Genomic DNA, 19,518 nt, shown 5'->3' on the forward strand with positions numbered 1-19,518 from the left:
TCGCCTCTAACCCTGTTACCGGCCCGACGGTGGAGACTCGTACATGACCGATCGCAAGCGTCCGCGCTGCCGCACGCTGCTGACCTTGATGGTGTGTACCCTGTTGGGTGCGAGCATGCCCGGGGTTGTCTCGGCCAAGGAGCGATTGCTTTGGGTGCTGCGCGACTTGCCGCCGTTGACCGTTTTCGAAGGAACCGGCAAAGGTCAGGGTGTCGTGGATCAGTTGTTGCCCATGCTGATCGAGAAAATGCCCGAATACGACCACAGCGTCATGCGGGTCAATCGCGCACGTGGCAATCAGATGCTGCAAGAAGGCCGCCTCACGTGCGATCCCACCCTGCTCTGGACCCCCGAACGCGCCCGCTATGTGCACTTTTCACAACCGAGCCTGGGCATTCTCAGTAGCGGCCTGGTGGTACGCCAACAAGACCAGGCGTTACTGGCGCCTTACCTGAAAAACCAGGAAATCGACCTGCGCACATTGCTCACCGGCACCTCGCTCAAACTGGGCGTAGTTGCCGAACGCAGCTACAGCCCGCCGGTCGACGCCTTGCTCAAGACCCTGTCCGACGAAACGCTCAGCCGTCACTATGGCAATGATGCGGTCAGCAACCTGTTGCAGATGCAAAAGCGCCAGCGCTTGCAGTTGCTGCTCGGCTACTGGCCGGAGGCCCGATACCTGATCCAGCAGCAAGGATGGACAACAGACGACTACAGGTTCTATCCGATCCAGGGCGTGGCACGCTACCAGTTCATCCATGTCGGCTGTGCCGACACGCCACTGGGACGCGAGGCCATCGGCCATATCGACCAGCTGCTCAAATCCTTGCGCCGCGATACCCTGCCACAACTGTATGCGCAGTGGCTGGATCCGCAATCGCGCGAACTCTATCTACAGGACAGTCGACAGTTTTTCCTTGACCCACCTTGAACAGGCGACTAGAACCCTGACGCTGGACAACCGGAGCCTGTTTTGAGTACTTCCCCCTTACCGCCATTGCGTATCGTCCTGGCTGACGATCATCCGATCTTTCGTATCGGCTTGCAGGCCGTCCTCGACCAGATACCGGGAGTGACGGTGGTTGCCCAGGCCGGCAGCCCGAATGAACTGCTGGCCCATCTGCAAGGGCTGGAGTGCGATGTGCTGGTGACTGATTTCATGATGCCGGTCGGGCAGCAGAACGATGGCCTGAAACTGCTGGAGCAGATTCGCCGGCACTTCCCGCGCCTGCCGATCCTGGTCGTGACCATGCTCAACAACGCCGGACTGTTCCGGGCGATGCTCGCCCTGGGTATAAGCGGCTTGCTGAGCAAGGGCAGCCTGGCTGATGAGCTACCCCAGGCAATCAGGTGCCTGTCACAAGGAAAAACCTACCTGGCAGCCTCGGTTGAGCACCTGTTGCTGCAAGACGGCGCGGTACGTGAAGACCAGATTGGCGTACAGGACCCCCTCTCACCCAAGGAACTTGAGGTTACCCGCCTGCTCGCCGTCGGCCACACGGTGAGCCAGATCGCAACGTTGCTCAACCGCAGCAAACAGACGGTCAGCACCCAGAAAATCAGTGCCATGCGCAAACTGGGAGTGGCCAATGATGCCGCGCTCTTTCTCTACCTGCAGGAACACGGCCTGAGCTGATTGAATGCTCAGGCATAGGCCCGTTGCTTGCAGCCAGCACTGTTGCGCGCGTCGATCCAGTCGATCAGCTCCCCCCCCGGCATTGGCCGGGCGATGAAATAACCCTGCATGACCGGATGCCCGAGATCCTTGATTGCCAGCAGATCGTCAGCCGTCTCCACCCCTTCGACCACCACGTTCAGACTCATGCGTCGCGCCATCATCAGGGCCCCCGCCACCACGGCGGCCTTGCGGCCATCATGGGCCATGCCGCGGACAAACTCGCTGGGCAGTTTCAACTCGCTGAACGGTAGCTCCAGCAAGCGCTGCACGTTGGAAACCCCCATTCCAAAATCGTCGATGGACAACTGGCAACCGAGAATGCGCAAGTGCAGCAGGCCTTCTAGTTGCTGGTTGGTGAGGGTATTGCCAGCAGTTTCGACAATTTCCAGGGTCAAGGCGCTGGCCGCTACGGCATGGCGCTCCAATGCCGCCTTGACCTGATCGTGGAAGTCATCGTGCTGGAGTAGATGCGGGGCGATGTTCACCGCTACCGGCAAGGCTTTTCCTGTGCGCGACTGGAACTGCGCGCTGAATGCCAGGGCCTGGTCAAGGACGTGCCAACTCAGAACATCAATCAGCTCGGCGCCCTCGATGAGCGGAAAAAACTGCGCAGGCGACAGAATACCCAGGCTGGGGTGCTGCCAGCGTACCAGTGCTTCAACACCCACCAGCTTGCCGTCAAAACAGACCTTGGGTTGATAGTGCGCCACCCATTGGCCCTGGCTGGCGGCCAGCTCTGCCGCTGTCAGGCTGAGCAATTGCGGGTACTGCGGCGGCCCGGCAACCGGCAGCTCAGCATGGTCTTGTTCCAGGTAGCGGCGCAGCAACTGATGCAGGACCAGGCTAGTGGCTGGCTTTTCGATACAGCCCAGCACGTTCAGGCCCAAATTGCGGGCCAGCGCGCCCACGCTGTCGATCACACAGGATTCGGCCCCACTGAGGATCACCAACGCTGCCGCCAATTGATGCTCGGCCAGGTGCCGAATCAACGCCAGTCCATCCGCACCGTCCATCTGCAGGTCGCAAATGGCGATATCGACCCGGCCGCGTCGCGACAGGGTCTGACAGGCAGCCTCAACAGAATCGGCGGTCAGCACATCAAACACGCCATTGGCGTTGAGCATTTGATGCAACGCCATCAGTTGAAAGGGATGGTCCTCGAGAATCAGAACCTTGAGTGAGTGCATTGAGCATTACCCCGCAGTTGCAGTCATGTGCGACAGCACAGGCGCTACTCTAGGCAAATACGTCCCTGCAACCTATCGGACAAGTCCTAAAGTTCCTGCGGAACTTTTAACAACTCCCTGTCGATATCTACCTTGAGGTGCAACATCACCTGCTCCAGAGCGGCCCAGGCAGCCTCCAGCGCATTGGGTAGCGGATCACGGCATACCCGGGACAATGCCGCACACGCCTGCGCCAACGGCAAGGCATCAATCAGGCAGGCAACGCCTTCAAGGCGGTGCAAGGAGGCGCGGACAGCCTCCAGCGCCTGCCTCGATACCGCCTCACTGAGCAACACCTGCTCCTCGCCGAGGTTCTTGTGCAGTTCCTCCAACATGCGCCGCATTACCTGGGGATTGGCCTGGGTCATCTGCTGCAACGCCTGCATCCTGAAGCTGAACAGTGGTGCATGTGCCTCGATCACGGCAGCCAGACGGTCAAGGGAAACCGGTTTGACCAGCAACTCGTCCATCCCCGCCGCCAGACAACGCTCACGTTCTTCTTTCATCGCATTGGCGGTACATCCAACGATGGCAATTTCCGCCCGCAGATGCATGCGCTCAAAACGGCGGATGCTGCGGGCCAGAGCATAGCCGCTCATCACTGGCATGTTGCAATCGGTCAGCAGCAAATCGAAGCGCTCGGCTTGCCAGGCGTTGATTGCCGCCTGAGCACTGCCCACCGCCACCACCTGATGCCCGAGAAACGTCAATTGCTGGCTGAGTACCATGCGACTGGCGGACAGGTCATCAACCACCAGAATACGTCGTGCCGGGCTGACCTGGCGCAGCGCAGCCACGGTCACCGATTGATCTTGCGCCTGGGTGACCGGCTCCAGGGTGAGTGCCACGCGTACCTCGGTGCCGTGACCCGGTACACTTTGCAGGTTGATAGTGCCGCCCATCAGCTCTACCAGTTGCCGACTGATACTCAGGCCCAGTCCAGACCCGCCATATTCGGAAGCTGACCGCGCACTGGCCTGGGTGAACGGCGTGAACAGCTCCGCCTGTTGTTGTTCGCTGATGCCAATACCCGTATCGCGCACGCACAGCAGCAAGCCGACACCCGATGGCGATTCCAGCCCGGTTCGGCTGACTTCAACGCTGACCTGTCCCAAATGAGTGAACTTGAGCGCGTTGCCGAGCAAGTTGACCAACACCTGGCGCAGTCGCAATGGATCAAACCAATAGGCCCCTTGCGCGTCTTCTGCTACCTGCAATTGCAAGTCCAGCCCTTGGGCCAGGGCCTGGTTACGGAACTGGCTGACAATACCGTCAACAAAAGGCATCAGCGCGGTGGCCTGTGGTGCCAGCTGCAGGCTGCCGGCCTCGATCCGGGCCAGGTCCAGGCTGTCTCCGATCAAGGCAATCAACTCACTGGCCGAGCGGTGCGCTGTCTCCAGCCCGGCCGACGGCGCCTTGCCTTGCGCCAGCGCGGTTTCGCGCTCCAGCTCCAACAAGCCGATAATCACCGCAATGGGCGTGCGAATTTCGTGGCTCATCGTCGCCAGAAACGTGCTTTTGGCCTGGTTGGCCTGCTCCGCCTGCTCGCGCGCTTCCACCAGATCAGCTTCCAGGCGTTTGCGTTCGGTAATGTCGATCCAGCCACCGAGCAGCCCTTGCAATTGCCCGTCGGCGCGGTAGAACGGCACGGTCCACTGGTAGGCATCCGTGCACTGCCCTTCGAATTCGATGCGACGGTCGACGAACAACGGCTTCGGGTCTTGCAAGAGGCTCACATAGTCAGCATGCAGCTGCGTTGCCAGCTCAGGCGGAATCATCGCGATATCGGTCAGGCGCTGCCCTTTGACATCCTCCAGGCGCAACGCAAACGCCTGCTCGTAGCTTTTGTTGCAGGTAATCAGGCGCCCTTCCAGATCACGGACATAGATCGGATTGGGGATGCCGTCGAGCAATGCGCGCTTGAAGGCCAATTGATCGTTGAGGGCTTCCTCGGCCTTCTCGCGCTGGCGGATCTGTGCGCGCAGGCGACTGCTCCAGACCAGTGAAACCAGGCCGAACAGCACCGCGCCGGCCACCGCCCAGTAGACCCAAGGGGCAATTCGTTGCCAGGCGGGTGCCGGTGGTGATTGCGCGCCCAGCCATCTCATCCGCAGGGCACGAAACTCGGCGATCGGGAAGGCTTCCAGGGCCTTGTTCAGAATGCTCTCAAGCTCCGGTGCAGTGCGTCGCACAGAGAACAGATCCGCCGCCCACATGCCTTCGACACTCCGTCCAACCTTGAGGGTTGGATCATTGTTCAGCACGCCGTAGGCACCGACCTCACTGTCGATGGTTGCCACCGCCTCGCCGCTGCGCACCATTTCTCGCGCGCGCTCCAGCGAGTCCACCAACAACAGGTGGATGTCGGGGTGAGACTGGCGAATGCTGGCCTCCAGCACATGCTGGGCAGGTAATGCCAGCGTCTGTCCCTTCAGCTCATCCAGCGAGGCCAAGCCCAGCTGGGGTTGGCGAACAATGAACACCCAGCTCTGCCCACCAAAGGAATGGGTGAAGGAGAGGAACTCCCGACGCTCCGGTGAGTCGCTCAAGGTAGTACTCATGTCAGCCTGGGCACTTTTAAGCAGCGCCAGACTCTGGGCGATGGATGTAGAGGGGGTGTAAACGAACTGCAGTCCGGTCAACTGGGCAATCGTTGCCAGCACATCGCTGTTGAGGCCGACCCAGTCACCTTGGCGGTTGAGAAACAGGTACGGCGGGTACTGGCTGCCGACGACGGTCACCGTCGGATGACGGGCAATCCACTGACGCTCCTGGGCGGTCAGCGCAACCCGATGATGATCTACATCCGAACCGAGCCCGGAAGTCCAGCGGCGTAGAATTTCACGACGCACTGAATCGTCAAGACTGACCAGGGCCCGGTCGAGCATTTCCTGTAATGGCCGGTCCCGGTCGCGCACGGCAAAAGCAAAGCCTATCGGCGGCAAAGCGCTGGGACCGACAACCTGCAATCCCAGATAAGGACGCAGGGTATTGTAGGCGCGGATGATGATTTCATTGCCGATGAACGCATCGACCTCACCCTGGTTGAGGGCTTCCAGTGCACTACTGAGGTTGGGCGCCAGGATTACCTGGCTTTCGGGGTAGACCCGCTGCATCACCTGGATATCGGCATAGCCGTCGAGCAATACAATCTTCTTCCCGGCCAGTGATTCGTGCGGGACCGATGCGCCGCCGCGCACCACCACCATGGAACGGTCTGGAATGTAATCCTCGGTAAACACCAGACCTGGCACGCTGCGCTCGAATCCATTGGCACTGGTGAGCACATCGATCTCGCCCTGATGCAGCGCCTCGATGGCTTCCTCGCGTTTGGCGAACGCCCGAACCTGGGTCCGGACACCCAGCCGGCGAGTGACCAGGCTCAGGTAGTCGGCGCTGATGCCCAGGTAACGGTTGCGATCGATGGTGATATCGACCGGCTCATAATCGGCAAAGGAAATACCCACCCGTAACACCCGTGAAGGGCCGAGCCATTGTTGTTCCGCCTGACTCAGCGGCATCGGCTCAAGTTCGATGAACGGTGGTACCAGGGTGAAGGGCAACTGTGCGGCCTGCGCCCAGCTACCGGCAAAAATCCACAACAGGCAAGCCAGCATGAACCCCGCTGATCGGCGGTGTCGTTTGCTCATCGGTACTCCATCGGTGCGCCTGGCATTGGCCGGCTGAGAAACGAAAAGCCCGTCAAAGACGGGCTTTTTTGTGAGCCTGGTGACCGCTCAGAGTGGCTTGCCGCGATTGCCATGCTGACTGACGAAGGCTTGTACCGCCTTCAGATCATTGGCCAGAACCGTGCATCGTTCTTCGCGTTCGAACAGGTCGCTCAGATGCGCCGGCAGCTCCAGCGCCTTGCCGACACCCGCCTTCTCCACCGCTTCCGGGAACTTGACCGGATGCGCGGTACCCAGCACCACCATCGGCGTGTCCAGGCTGCGGCGGCACTCGCGGGCGGCTTTGACGCCAATCGCGGTGTGCGGATCAAGCACTTCGCCAGTCTGGGCGAAGACTTCGGCGATGGTCTCGCAGGTTTGCGCATCATCTACCGCCAGCGAATCGAAGAGCTTGCGCGCTTCGGTCCAGCGATCCTGTTCGACGCTGAAACCACCGCCCTGCTTGAAGTTGTCCATCAGCCCGGCAATCGCCGCGCCGTTGCGACCGTGCAGGTCGAACAGCAGGCGCTCGAAGTTGGACGAGACCATGATGTCCATCGACGGCGACAGGGTCGCGTGCAGGGTTTCCTTGACGTACTGGTTGCCGCTCATGAAGCGGTGCAGGATGTCGTTGCGGTTGGTGGCGACGATCAGCTGGCTGATCGGCAGGCCCATGTTGCGCGCCAGGTAACCGGCGAAGATGTCGCCGAAGTTGCCGGTCGGAACCGAGAATGCCACCGAACGCGCCGGGCCACCCAGCTGCAGGGCAGCATGGAAGTAGTAGACGATCTGGGCCATGATCCGCGCCCAGTTGATCGAGTTGACCGCTACCAGGCGCGTGCCCTTGAGGAAACCCTGGTCAGCGAAGCTGGCCTTGACCATTTCCTGGCAGTCGTCAAAGTTGCCTTCGATGGCGATGTTATGGATGTTCTCGCCGAAGATGGTCGTCATCTGCCGGCGTTGCACTTCCGAGACACGCTGGTGCGGATGCAGGATGAAGATGTCGACGTTGTCGCAACGACGGCAGCCTTCGATCGCCGCTGAGCCGGTGTCACCGCTGGTGGCGCCGATGATCACCACACGCTCGCCACGCTTGACCAGCACATGGTCCAGCAGACGACCCAGCAGTTGCAGGGCAAAGTCCTTGAACGCCAGGGTCGGGCCGTGGAACAGCTCCAGCACCCATTCGTTGCTGTTCAGCTGACGCAGCGGCGCGACCGCGGCGTGGGCGAACTCGCCGTAGGTTTCTTCGAGAATCTTCTTGAAGTCGGCATCGGCAATGCTGCCGGTGACGAACGGGCGCATCACCCGGAAGGCCAGCTCGTGGTATGGCAGGCCGGCCCAGGAAGCAATCTCTTCCTGGGTGAAACGCGGCAGGTTTTCCGGCACGTACAGGCCGCCGTCACTGGCAAGACCGGCCAGCAGGACGTCTTCAAAATTCAGGGCCGGTGCCTGGCCGCGGGTACTGATATAACGCATGACCTAATCCTCTAACGCAAAGACTGCTCAGTTCAGTTGTTCGACGCGGATACGCACGACGTTGCCGACCACATCCTGCAAGGCTTCCAGGGCGGTAATGGCATCGTTCATGCGTTGTTCGAGCACACTGTGGGTGAGCAGGATCATTGGCACCAGGCCGTCCTGTTCCTCGACTTCCTTCTGCATGATCGATTCGATGTTGATACCGCGCTCCGAAAGGATGCTTGCCACCTGGGCCAGAACGCCCGGGTGATCCTTGGCCTGGATGCGCAGGTAGTAGGCCGATTCGCAGGCTTCGATCGGCAGGATCGGGTGGGCCGACAGCGAGTCCGGCTGGAAGGCCAGGTGCGGTACGCGGTTCTCCGGATCGGAGGTCATCGCGCGGACCACATCGACCAGGTCGGCGACGACCGACGATGCGGTAGGCTCCATGCCGGCGCCAGCACCGTAGAACAGGGTCGAACCTGCCGCATCACCGTTGACCATGACCGCGTTCATGACGCCGTTGACGTTGGCGATCAGGCGGTCGGCCGGGATCAGCGTCGGGTGCACGCGCAGCTCGATGCCGTTGGCAGTGCTGCGCGCCACGCCGAGGTGCTTGATACGGTAGCCGAGGGCTTCGGCGTAGTTCACATCGGCGGTGGTCAGCTGGGTGATGCCTTCGGTGTAAGCCTTGTCGAACTGCAGCGGAATACCAAAGGCGATGGAGGCCAGGATGGTCAGCTTGTGCGCAGCATCGATGCCTTCGACGTCGAAGGTCGGATCGGCTTCGGCATAGCCCAGCGCCTGGGCTTCGGCCAGCACGTCAGGGAACGCACGGCCTTTCTCGCGCATTTCGGTCAGGATGAAGTTACCGGTACCGTTGATGATCCCGGCGACCCAGTTGATGCGGTTGGCCGACAATCCTTCGCGGATCGCCTTGATTACCGGAATACCGCCTGCCACGGCTGCTTCGAAGGCGACAATCACGCCCTTCTCGCGCGCCTTGGCAAAGATTTCGTTGCCATGCACGGCGATCAGCGCCTTGTTGGCGGTGACCACATGCTTGCCACTGTCGATGGCCTTGAGCACCAGCTCGCGGGCCACGGTGTAACCGCCGATCAGTTCGATGACAATGTCGATTTCCGGGTTCGTTGCGACCTCGAATACATCAGCGGTAATGGGGGTACCGGTAATCTGGCAATTCGGGTTTGGCGAACGCATGGCAATCTGTGCCACTTCGATACCACGCCCGGCGCGGCGGGCGATTTCCTCGGCGTTACGCTGAAGTACATTGAAGGTACCGCCACCGACGGTCCCCAACCCACAGATGCCTACTTTGACCGGTTTCACTGTGAACTCCCCATTGAACGAACGACGCGAAGCCGTCCGTGATAACAGCCGTCTCCCCATGGTGACGGCTCGCTTGTTGAATTATTTACCGCCGGCCAACGCCAGCTTGGCAACCTGCGGCGCCGGTTGATAACCCGGGATCACCTGACCGTCCTCAAGGACGATGGCCGGGGTCCCGTTGACACCAATCGACTGGCCCAGCTGGAATTGTTTGCTGACCGGGTTGGCACACTTGGCAGCCTTGATTTCTTTGCCGTCGATCATCTTGTCCAGCGCGGCCTTGCGGTCGCTGGAACACCAGACAGCTTGCAGTTGTTCGTCGCCCGGGGAGCCGAGGCCCTGGCGCGGGAAGGCAACGTAGCGCACTTCGATACCGCGGCGGTTTAACTCAGGAACTTCGGCGTGCAGCTTGTGGCAGTACGGGCAGGTCGTGTCGGTAAACACAGTGATGTGCGATTTGGTTTCGCCCTTGGCAGGATAAACCACCATCTCCGCGGCTGGAATAGCATTGATGCTCTTGGCGATGGCCTGACGCTCGGTTTTTTCCGTCAGGTTGACCGGCTTGCCGTTCTGGATCTGGAACAGATAGCCCTGCACGACGAACTGGCCGTCGGCGCTGGCGTACAGTACACGGCCGCCTTCCAGCTTGACTTCGTACAGACCGTTCAACGGGCTTGAGGCAACGCTCTCGACCGGTACACCGATTTCCAGGGACTGCAGGGTCTTGCGGATCGCCTGCTCGGCGTTGTCGGCGGCAGCGGCAAAAGTGCTGACCAGCGCCAGGGCGGCGGTGGCGATAATCTGGGTCACGCGCATGGGAACTCCTGAAGACGGGCAAAGGGCCAGGCAAGCAACGCACGTCCTGAAAGGACGGTGGTCGTACGGCCCTTGATGCAAACCGCCCAAGCCTACCACATCATGCCCGCCCAGACCGCCCCCAGGCGATACAAGCGCTGCGCGATCAGCCGCGCGGGTGATGCCTGGCGTGCAGTTCCTGCAAGCGTGCCCGGGCGACTTGGGTGTAGATCTGCGTGGTCGACAGATCACTGTGACCCAGCAGCATCTGTACCACCCGCAAGTCGGCACCGTGATTGAGCAGATGCGTAGCAAACGCATGGCGCAAGGTGTGCGGCGACAGGCTTTTACTGATGCCGGCGACCTGGGCCTGATGCTTGATCCGGTGCCAGAAGGTCTGCCGGGTCATCTGCTCGCCGCGCAAGCTGGGAAACAGCACATCACTCGGACGCCCGCCGAGCAGCTCGTTGCGCCCGTCGCGCAGGTAGCGCTCGATCCATACCACCGCTTCTTCGCCCATGGGTACCAGGCGCTCCTTGCTGCCTTTGCCCATCACCCGCAACACCCCCTGGCGCAGGTTGACCTGATCCAGGGTCAGGCTCACCAGTTCGGTGACCCGCAAGCCGCAGGCATAGAGGACTTCGAGCATGGCCCGGTCGCGCTGACCGATCGGCTCGCACAGGTCTGGCGCCTGCAGCAACGCTTCCACGTCTTCTTCCGACAGGGATTTGGGCAGCGGCCGCCCCAACTGAGGCATGTCGACCTGCAGGGTCGGATCGACACCAATCAGCTTTTCCCGCAGCAAATAACGATAGAAGCCACGCACACCGGAGAGAAAGCGCGCGGTCGATCGCGGCTTGTAGCCCTGATCCAGGCGCCAGGCCAGGTGATCGAGAATCAGCTCGCGCCCGGCATCGGGCAATGCCACGCCGTGTTCCTGAAGCCAGCCATTGAACAGCGCCAGATCACTACGGTACGACTCGCGGGTATTGTCGGCCAGGCCTTTTTCCAGCCACAGGGCATCGAGGAACTGGTCGATCAGGGGATGCTCTAGTGCGGGCATGACAACTCGAAGGCAAAAGACAAAAACGAAAAATTGCCGCTAGTCTTCCACAACACGGACGGCATAGGGAATTGGAATGAGCGAGCAACAGATATTGCTGACTTTCGGTGGCATCGGAGGCGCCGCCCTTGCCTGCCAGTGGCTGGCCTGGCGCCTGAAACTGCCGGCCATCCTCTTTCTCCTGCTCAGCGGCATTCTCGCCGGACCGATCCTCGGCTGGCTTGACCCGCAAGCGATGTTCGGCCCGCTACTGATGCCCCTGGTGTCGCTGGCCGTGGCGCTGATCCTGTTCGAAGGCAGCCTGACCCTGCACCTGTCGCAATGGCGTGAGATCGGTACGGTGGTCCGGCGTATGGTCACCCTTGGCGCGCTGTCTACCTGGCTCATCATCACCCTGGCGACCCATTGGCTACTCGACTTCGACTGGATGCTGGCGACCTTGTTCGGCACCCTGACCCTGGTCACCGGCCCCACCGTCATTGTGCCGATGTTGCGCGTGGTGCGACCGAAATCGACCATTGCCAACATCCTGCGCTGGGAAGGCATCGTCATCGACCCCATCGGCGCCCTGCTGGCGGTGGTGGTGTACAGCTTCATCATTGCCAGTGCGGCGGGCAACGGCCTGAGCCAAAGCCTGATGACCTTTGCCGGGGTGATCCTCTGCGGCAGTGCCTTCGGCGCCGCCGGCGGCTGGATACTGGGGCAGGTCATGCGCCAGCAATGGCTGCCCGAGTACCTGCACAACCTGGCGTCGCTGGCTGCGGTGCTGGGCATTTTCATTGCCGCCAATCAGGTGATGCACGAATCCGGCTTGCTGGCGGTGACCATCATGGGCATGTGGCTGGCCAACATGAAAGGCGTGGATGTCCGGCAGATCCTGCACTTCAAGGAAAACCTGAGCGTGCTGCTGATTTCCGGGCTGTTCATCCTCCTCGCCGCACGCCTGGACCTGCATGCCCTGATCGGTCTTGGACCTGCAGTACTGGCGCTGCTGTTGATCATCCAGCTGATCGCCCGGCCGCTGAACGTTGCACTGTCGACCTGGGGCTCGCAATTGAACTGGCGTGAACGGGCCTTGCTGAGCTGGATTGCCCCGCGCGGGATTGTCGCGGCTGCGGTGTCGGCGATTTTCGCCATCCGCCTGCACGAGGCCGGCCACCAAGGCGCCCTGCTGCTGGTGCCGCTGACCTTTGCGGTGATCATCGGCACCGTGGTGCTGCAAAGCGCCACGGCACGACCGCTGGCACGCCTACTGAATGTGGCCGAACCCGCCCCCAGCGGTTTTCTGATCGTCGGTGCCAACCCACCGGCACGGGTCATTGCCAAGGCGCTGCAACAACTCGACTGCCGGGTGCTGTTGACCGATTCGAGCTGGGAAAACATCCGTGCCGCGCGCATGGAGGGGCTGCCGACCTACTTTGGCAACCCGGCGTCACAGCATGCCGACGCCCACCTTGACCTGGTTGGCCTCGGTCACTTGCTCGGGCTTTCGCCTTCAGGAGAACTGAACACCCTGGCCTGCGCACGCTTTCGTCATGACTTTGGCCACGCGCGCCTGTTCGTGCTGGCCAGCGGCCTGGAGGCACGGCGCAGTGACAAGCATCGTGCCAGCGATGAACATCGCGGGCACGTTCTCGGCACCCAGGCCCTGACATACGTGCAACTGGCCAACCAGCTACATCAGGGCGCCGAGCTGTACAGCACCCACCTGACCGAGACCTTTGGCTGGGAGGATTATCAGGTGCTGCATGGCGAGCGGGCGACCTTGCTGTTTGCCCGGGACGCCAGTGGCTGGGTGCATGTGTTCGGACCGGACAGTGTACTCAAGCCGGGGGCTGGGTGGACGGTGGTGGCGTTGATTCAACCCGCGACAAATGATTCAGAAGCCGGGTAGTACCGGTACCGGCCGTTTGTCGTCATCGATGGCAACAAAGCTGAACAAGCCGTGAATCGCCTTTTCGCGGCTGTCGCAGCTCATGCTTTCGACAAACACCTCGACCTCGACCTTGAGGCTGGTGTTGCCGACGGTGACTACCCGGCCTACCAGCTCGACAATGGAACCGGCGGCAATCGGGTGCTTGAAGTCGATCCGGTCGGTAGACACGGTCACCAGCGGCAAGCGGCAGAAGCGCGTGGCGGCGATGAACGACACTTCGTCCATCCAGGCCAGGGCGGTTCCACCAAACAGGGTGTTGTGGTGGTTGGTGGTGGACGGGAACACCGCTTTGGTGACACGGGTCACCGACAGTTCGGTGCGGCGTTCGATTTCCTGCTCTCTGGGGCTCATAAACTTCACATCAGGGACAAATTGCAGACAACAAAAAAGCAGCCCGAAGGCTGCTTTTTTCGCATGGCGGCCGCAGCCGCCGGTCAAACTGTCATCAGGACAGTTTTTCCTTGATGCGAGCGGCTTTACCGGACAGGTCGCGCAGGTAGTACAGCTTGGCTTTACGCACGTCACCACGACGTTTCACGGCCAGGCTGTCGATTTGCGGGCTGTAGGTCTGGAAAGTACGCTCTACACCAACACCGTTGGAGATCTTGCGAACAGTGAAAGCGCTGTTCAGACCACGGTTACGCTTGGCGATTACAACGCCTTCGAAAGCCTGCAGACGCGAACGATCGCCTTCCTTCACTTTCACCTGAACGACGATGGTGTCGCCCGGGGCAAAGGTCGGGATCTCTTTGGACATCTGCTCAGCTTCGATCTGCTGAATGATTTTGTTGGTCATGCTGTGCTCCTAAGGTAAATCGTCGGATCTACCATCGATACGTTAACTATCGTCCCGCTCTCGGAGATACTCCTCGAGCAGCTTCTTCTCTTCTCCAGAAAGTGAGCGACTTTCCAGAAGATCGGCGCGTCGTTCATAGGTCCGCCCAAGGGACTGCTGTAAACGCCATCGCCGGATGTGTGCATGGTTGCCACTAAGCAACACGTCGGGAACACGCTGATCCGCATACACCTCCGGTCGGGTGTAGTGCGGGCAATCAAGCAGACCATCGGTGAAGGAATCTTCCTCCGCCGAGTCCGCATGCCCTAAAGCTCCGGGCAGCAGTCGCGTAACCGCATCAATCAGGACCATCGCCGGTAGCTCGCCACCAGACAAGACATAGTCGCCAATCGACCACTCTTCATCGACATGAGCTTCAATAAAACGCTCGTCAATGCCTTCGTAACGACCGGCTATCAGAATCAACGATTCGTGCTTCGCCAGGTCTTTGACCGCCGACTGAGTCAGCTTGCGGCCTTGCGGGCTCAGGTAAATCACCTTCGCCGCCTCTCCGGTTGCCTGCCTGGCATGTACCAGGGCGTCTTCCAGAGGCTTGATCTTCATCACCATGCCCGGACCACCGCCAAACGGCCGATCATCCACCGTATGGTGACGATCTGTGGTGTAGTCCCGCGGATTCCAGCAGGTCAGTTGCAACAACCCCTGCTTTACCGCGCGGCTGGTAATGCCGTACTCACTGATGGCCGAGAACATCTCGGGGAACAACGTAATGACATCTACGCGCAGGCTGGCCATTGCTTAGAAGTCCGCATCCCATTCGACCCTCATCTCGCCTGCAACCAGGTCGATCTTCAACACGCATTGCTCTGTGTAGGGCAACAGGCGTTCACGATCATCCAGGCTGCCCGCGCAGGGCTTGACCACCATTACATCGTTCGCGCCGGTCTCCAACAGGTGATCAACCTTGCCGAACAGCTGTTCGTCCTGGTTGATGACTTTCAGACCTACCAACTGGTACCAGTAGTACTCGTCGCTAGGCAGGTTGGGCAAAAGGCTACGCGAGATACAAATCTCATAACCGCTCAGAAGACGTGCTTCATCACGATCGTCGAGGCCTTTGAGCTTGGCGACCAGGTCCTTTTGAGTGGAACGGCCACTGACCAGCTCGACCTGTTTTACCTTCCCTTCGTGCCGAAGCGTCCAGTTACGGTAATCCAACAGGTTTTCAATCGGATCGGTAAAGGAAAAGACCTTCACCTCGCCGCGAACGCCGTGAACCGAAAAAATCTTGCCGACAACGATCAAGTCATCAGCTTTTTCTGGCGTCGCGCTCATCGTGCTCAGGCAGCAGCCTTGGCAGCTTGTTTCAGCAGTTGAGCAACGCGCTCGGACGGCTGTGCGCCAACGCTCAGCCAGTGAGCAACGCGGTCTTCTTTAACGGACAGACGAACTTCCTGACCACGAGCGATAGGGTTGAAGAAACCAACCTGCTCGATGTGCGAACCGGTAACCGGGTTACGCGAGTCGGTCACGGTCAGGGTGTAAAATGGGCGCTTTTTAGAGCCACCACGGGCAAGACGGATGGTTAGCATTGAACATCGTTCCTGTAGTCGGTGCTGCAAATCATAATGCACAGCGGGCACACGGGTGCCCGAAAGGCCGCATATTCTCAAGGAATATCCGGACTTTTGCAAATGCCTTTTTACCGGGGGCAAATAGGCCTGCCTGCAGATTTGCGAATAACGCTGCCTTATATAAGGCAACAGTGTCCCGCCGAGGGCGGGGTTCCGATCATCGGCGCGCATTCGCGCCGACGACCTGAATAGGGTTACAGCTTGGGCATGCCGCCGCCGGGCATCATACCGCCCAGGCCGCGCATCATTTTCGCCATGCCGCCTTTGGCAGAAAACTTCTTCATCATCTTCTGCATCTGCTTGTGCTGCTTGATCAGGCGACCGATATCCTGCACCTGGGTGCCGGAGCCCATGGCGATCCGACGCTTGCGCGAACCGCTGATCAGCTCAGGGTCGCGGCGCTCGGCCGGGGTCATGGAGTTGATGATCGCTTCCATCTGCTTGAACTGCTTTTCGGCTGCGCCCTGGGCATTGCCCATCTGCGCCAGGTTGACCCCACCGATGCTTGGCAGCTTGTCCATGAGGCCGCCGAGGCCGCCCATGTTCTTCATCTGTTGCAACTGGTCACGGAAGTCTTCGAGATCGAAGCCCTTGCCCTTCTTCAGCTTCTTGGCCAGTTTGTCGGCCTTTTCCTTGTCGAGGGTCTGTTCGGCCTGCTCGATCAGGCTGAGCACGTCGCCCATGCCAAGGATGCGCGAAGCAATACGGTCGGGGTGGAACGGCTCGAGCGCCTCGCTCTTCTCGCCCATACCGATGAACTTGATCGGCTTGCCGGTAATGGCCCGCACCGACAGCGCGGCACCGCCACGGGCGTCGCCATCGACCTTGGTCAGGATCACACCGGTCAGCGGCAGCGCATCACCAAACGCCTTGGCGGTGTTGGCCGCATCCTGGCCGGTCATGGCGTCGACCACGAACAAGGTCTCGATCGGCTTGACCGCGGCGTGCAGGTCCTTGATCTCGGTCATCATCTCGGCGTCGATGTGCAGACGACCGGCGGTGTCGACGATGACCACGTCGATGAACTTCAGCTTGGCTTCACGGATCGCCGCTTCAGCGATGGCCACTGGCTTCTGGCTGATATCGGACGGGAAGAAGGTAACGCCGATATCGCCCGCCAGTGTCTCCAGCTGTTTGATCGCCGCCGGACGGTAGACGTCAGCCGACACCACCATCACCGATTTTTTCTTGCGCTCTTTCAGGAAGCGCGCCAGCTTGCCTGCGGTGGTGGTCTTACCCGCACCCTGCAAACCGGCCATCAAGACCACAGCTGGCGGCGCGGCGTTGAGCGTCAGCTCTTCGTTGGCCGCACCCATCATGTCTTCGAGCTCGGCCTGGACAATCTTCACGAATGCCTGGCCCGGGGTCAGGCTGCGCGACACCTCGGTGCCGACTGCGCGCTCCTTGATCTTGTTGACGAAATCCTTGACCACCGGCAGGGCGACGTCAGCCTCGAGCAACGCCATACGCACTTCACGCAGGGTGTCTTTGATGTTGTCTTCGGTCAGCTTGGCCTTGCCAGTGACATGGCGCAGCGTCTGTGACAGACGGTCGGTCAGGTTTTCAAACATGGTGATCCTTTCAGGCTCTGTAGAACCGAGGTTTATCAGCTGCCTCTGGCGTATTCGACGGGCCTTGGGCAGGGGCAGATCGGCGATTATAACGAAGACTCGGGCAAGCGCACACCTCGCCGTCGGCTGGCAGTCTTCCTTGGCAGGCGCGTTCTATGCCAAACTCAATTCTTTTCGGGCTTGCCTAACAGGACTTATGCTCCCCTTGTCACCCAGTTTGCTACCCAACCTGATCGCCGCCTGCCTGTATGCCGCCGCGACTCTCTATCAAGGCTCCCGCCTGGCGCAAGGCGCCAAGGCCGACAAGCGCCTGCTCGGCCTGCTGGGCGCGCTGGCGGTTGTCGCTCAGGGCACGGCACTGTTCTGGCAGTTGCTCACGCCCTTGGGCCTGAGCCTGGACTTTTTCAGTGCCGCCAGTCTGATCGCCACAGCGGTGATTACCCTGACCTTGCTGGCCTGCCTGCGCATTCCGGTGGAAAACCTGCTGCTGCTGTTGTTCCCGCTGGGCATGCTGACGGCGCTGACTTCACAGTTCGCGCCACCGGGCACGGTGCCGCTGATCAACGAAGAACCGGGGATTCTGGCGCATATTCTGCTGTCGATCCTGGCCTACGGCATGTTCACCATCGCCGTGTTCCAGGCGCTGTTGCTGCTACTTCAGGATCACCAGCTCAAACACAAGCACCCTTCGGGGCTGATCAAGAACTTTCCGCCCCTGCAAACCATGGAAAGCCTGCTGTTCGGCTTTCTCTGGGCCGGCTGGGGGCTGCTGTCGCTGTCGCTGATTTCCGGCTGGCTGTTCCTCGACAACCTGTTTGCCCAGCACCTGGTGCACAAGACCTTGCTGGCCTGCGTGGCCTGGATAGTCTTCAGTGTGCTGCTGTGGGGCCGCACCCGTCTGGGCTGGCGCGGTCACAAGGCAATCCGCTGGACCCTGGCCGGGTTCTGCCTGCTGATGCTGGCCTACTTCGGCAGCAAGCTGGTACGCGAATTCATCCTGCATATCTGACGGGCACAGTTAATGGACGCGCTGCCGTTAGGCCCCTTGCTTGGCATACTGGTACTGGCCCTGCTCTGGTCGGCGCTGTTCACTGCGGTGGACGCCGCCCAGCAACAACTCAATAGCGCCCGGCGCAACGGCCTGACCGACGAACACCCGGAACTGGCGGTCGCGCCGCAGGCCCTGGTGCTCTGCTCGACCCTGGGCAAACTGCTGGTGCTGGCCCTGGCCTGCCTGCTGGGTCAGCGCTACAGCGGTGAACACGGCTTCTGGCTGGCCGGGTTGACCGCCGCTGTCGTACTGCTGGTGCTGGCTGAATACCTGCCACGGCAACTGGCCCGGCGCAATCCGCACACCTTCATTGCCCTGGGCAACAGCCTGCTCAAAGCACCGCTCAAGATGCTCCAGCCCCTGGCCTGGCTGCTCGATGGTTGCGCACGATTGCTGCTGCGCCCGTTTCGCATCCAGCCGCATGCGGTGAGCCTGCACGAGCAGGATGACGATGCCGACGCGGAAGAACACCTGCACGCCGACCATCGCCTGAATCTGCCCGAAAGCCTGCTGGCGCTGGACAAGATCACCGTCAATGACATCCTGGTGCCGCGCAACGACGTTGACGGTATCAACCTCGACGACTCGATCGAGGCGATCATCGAGCAACTGATCATCAGCCGCCACACCCGCCTGCCGGTGTACCACAGCGACATCAACCAGGTCGAAGCCATCCTCAACACCAAGCTGATCAGTCACCTGCTGCCCAAGGCCGAACTGACCCGCGAGGCCCTGCAGGCAGCCTGCTACGACCCCTACTTCGTCCCGGAAAGCACGCCCCTGCAATTGCAGTTGCTCAACTTCCACAAGCAGCAACGGCGCCTCGGCGTGGTGGTTGACGAATATGGCGAGGTATTGGGCATCGTCACCCTCGAAGACATTCTCGAGGAGATCGTCGGCGAATTCGAAGACGAGCACCACCAGGACAACCCGCACATTCACCCGCAGGGCGACGGGCGCTTTGTCATCGAAGGCACCGTATCGATTCGCGAGCTTAACCGCAGCCTCGGCTGGCACCTGCCCAGCGACGGGCCAAAGACCCTCAACGGCCTGGTCACCGAAGCGCTGGAAAGCATTCCGGCCAGTGCGGTATGCCTGAAGATCGGCCGTTATCGCCTGGAAATCCTCGAAACAGAAGACAATTGTGCCAGCCGCATACTGGTCTGGACCGTGACTCGCTAGCTATACTGCGGTCACGCTTACCCAGCCTGGCCGTCTCGCTTGCTACCCGCTCCCAGCGTCTCCCGGCCAGCCCGCACAACTGAATAGCGCGCTTTTCCGGCATTGCT

Annotated in this window: 17 protein-coding genes; 5 read left to right on the forward strand and 12 right to left on the reverse strand. The window is 60.7% G+C overall.

The window, feature by feature from the left end; translation table 11 throughout:
* Window positions 1-43 precede the first annotated feature (43 nt).
* Window positions 44-931: a TIGR02285 family protein gene (locus ACVI9W_RS07080; RefSeq protein ID WP_461529594.1), complete on the forward strand. Its 888-nt coding sequence runs from the start codon at window positions 44-46 to the stop codon at window positions 929-931.
* Window positions 932-973: 42 nt separating this feature from the next.
* Entirely contained in the window at window positions 974-1,636 is a 663-nt protein-coding gene (locus ACVI9W_RS07085; protein ID WP_461529595.1) for a response regulator, read from the forward strand.
* An 8-nt stretch (window positions 1,637-1,644) separates the two neighbouring features.
* Here the strand turns inward: ACVI9W_RS07085 and ACVI9W_RS07090 are convergent, their stop codons facing one another.
* The 6 genes from ACVI9W_RS07090 to xerD all read right to left on the reverse strand — a co-directional run bounded on the left by ACVI9W_RS07090 (window position 1,645) and on the right by xerD (window position 11,241).
* On the reverse strand, window positions 1,645-2,865 hold the full coding sequence (locus tag ACVI9W_RS07090) for an EAL domain-containing response regulator (RefSeq protein WP_461529596.1): 1,221 nt from the start codon (window positions 2,863-2,865) through the stop codon (window positions 1,645-1,647).
* An 86-nt stretch (window positions 2,866-2,951) separates the two neighbouring features.
* Window positions 2,952-6,554, reverse strand: a complete 3,603-nt coding sequence (locus tag ACVI9W_RS07095; RefSeq protein ID WP_461529597.1) for an ATP-binding protein — start codon at window positions 6,552-6,554, stop codon at window positions 2,952-2,954.
* Window positions 6,555-6,641: 87 nt separating this feature from the next.
* Complete coding sequence (gene thrC, locus ACVI9W_RS07100; protein ID WP_422419118.1) at window positions 6,642-8,051, reverse strand: threonine synthase; 1,410 nt, start codon at window positions 8,049-8,051, stop codon at window positions 6,642-6,644.
* Window positions 8,052-8,078: 27 nt separating this feature from the next.
* Window positions 8,079-9,383: a homoserine dehydrogenase gene (locus ACVI9W_RS07105; protein ID WP_342623107.1), complete on the reverse strand. Its 1,305-nt coding sequence runs from the start codon at window positions 9,381-9,383 to the stop codon at window positions 8,079-8,081.
* Window positions 9,384-9,464: 81 nt separating this feature from the next.
* Complete coding sequence (dsbC, locus tag ACVI9W_RS07110; protein ID WP_157193845.1) at window positions 9,465-10,199, reverse strand: bifunctional protein-disulfide isomerase/oxidoreductase DsbC; 735 nt, start codon at window positions 10,197-10,199, stop codon at window positions 9,465-9,467.
* Window positions 10,200-10,344: 145 nt separating this feature from the next.
* Complete coding sequence (xerD, locus tag ACVI9W_RS07115) at window positions 10,345-11,241, reverse strand: site-specific tyrosine recombinase XerD (RefSeq protein WP_461529598.1); 897 nt, start codon at window positions 11,239-11,241, stop codon at window positions 10,345-10,347.
* A gap of 76 nt (window positions 11,242-11,317) precedes the next feature.
* Here xerD and ACVI9W_RS07120 point away from each other — a divergent pair, with 76 nt between their 5' ends.
* On the forward strand, window positions 11,318-13,135 hold the full coding sequence (locus tag ACVI9W_RS07120; RefSeq protein WP_461529599.1) for a cation:proton antiporter: 1,818 nt from the start codon (window positions 11,318-11,320) through the stop codon (window positions 13,133-13,135).
* On the opposite strand, the gene ACVI9W_RS07125 is transcribed toward ACVI9W_RS07120, so the two are convergent.
* The 6 genes from ACVI9W_RS07125 to ffh form a co-directional block, all read right to left on the reverse strand.
* Window positions 13,121-13,528 (reverse strand): acyl-CoA thioesterase, encoded by a 408-nt coding sequence (locus ACVI9W_RS07125; RefSeq protein ID WP_400170551.1) that lies wholly within the window; start codon window positions 13,526-13,528, stop codon window positions 13,121-13,123. The two genes, ACVI9W_RS07120 and ACVI9W_RS07125, sit on opposite strands and share 15 nt — an antisense overlap.
* 94 nt (window positions 13,529-13,622) lie before the next feature.
* A complete protein-coding gene (rplS, locus tag ACVI9W_RS07130; RefSeq protein ID WP_010220244.1) occupies window positions 13,623-13,973 on the reverse strand; it encodes a 50S ribosomal protein L19 in 351 nt (116 codons plus the stop codon).
* A gap of 42 nt (window positions 13,974-14,015) precedes the next feature.
* The gene (trmD, locus tag ACVI9W_RS07135; protein WP_038614159.1) at window positions 14,016-14,768 is read right to left on the reverse strand and encodes a tRNA (guanosine(37)-N1)-methyltransferase TrmD; all 753 of its coding nucleotides are present in this window, start codon (window positions 14,766-14,768) and stop codon (window positions 14,016-14,018) included.
* A 3-nt stretch (window positions 14,769-14,771) separates the two neighbouring features.
* Window positions 14,772-15,308 carry a ribosome maturation factor RimM gene (gene rimM, locus ACVI9W_RS07140; protein ID WP_038614161.1) on the reverse strand — a complete coding sequence of 179 codons (537 nt, stop codon included), beginning with the start codon at window positions 15,306-15,308 and terminating at the stop codon, window positions 14,772-14,774.
* A gap of 5 nt (window positions 15,309-15,313) precedes the next feature.
* A complete protein-coding gene (gene rpsP, locus ACVI9W_RS07145) occupies window positions 15,314-15,565 on the reverse strand; it encodes a 30S ribosomal protein S16 (RefSeq protein WP_038614163.1) in 252 nt (83 codons plus the stop codon).
* A 236-nt stretch (window positions 15,566-15,801) separates the two neighbouring features.
* Entirely contained in the window at window positions 15,802-17,178 is a 1,377-nt protein-coding gene (gene ffh / locus ACVI9W_RS07150; protein WP_461529600.1) for a signal recognition particle protein, read from the reverse strand.
* A 196-nt stretch (window positions 17,179-17,374) separates the two neighbouring features.
* On the opposite strand from ffh, the gene ACVI9W_RS07155 reads away from it, so the two are divergent.
* Window positions 17,375-18,187, forward strand: coding sequence for a cytochrome C assembly family protein (locus ACVI9W_RS07155; protein WP_038614167.1), 813 nt, complete (start codon window positions 17,375-17,377; stop codon window positions 18,185-18,187).
* Window positions 18,188-18,199: 12 nt separating this feature from the next.
* On the forward strand, window positions 18,200-19,411 hold the full coding sequence (locus tag ACVI9W_RS07160) for a transporter associated domain-containing protein (RefSeq protein ID WP_461529601.1): 1,212 nt from the start codon (window positions 18,200-18,202) through the stop codon (window positions 19,409-19,411).
* Window positions 19,412-19,518 lie beyond the last annotated feature (107 nt).

The sequence above is a fragment of the Pseudomonas sp. 210_17 TE3656 genome, from assembly GCF_054821965.1.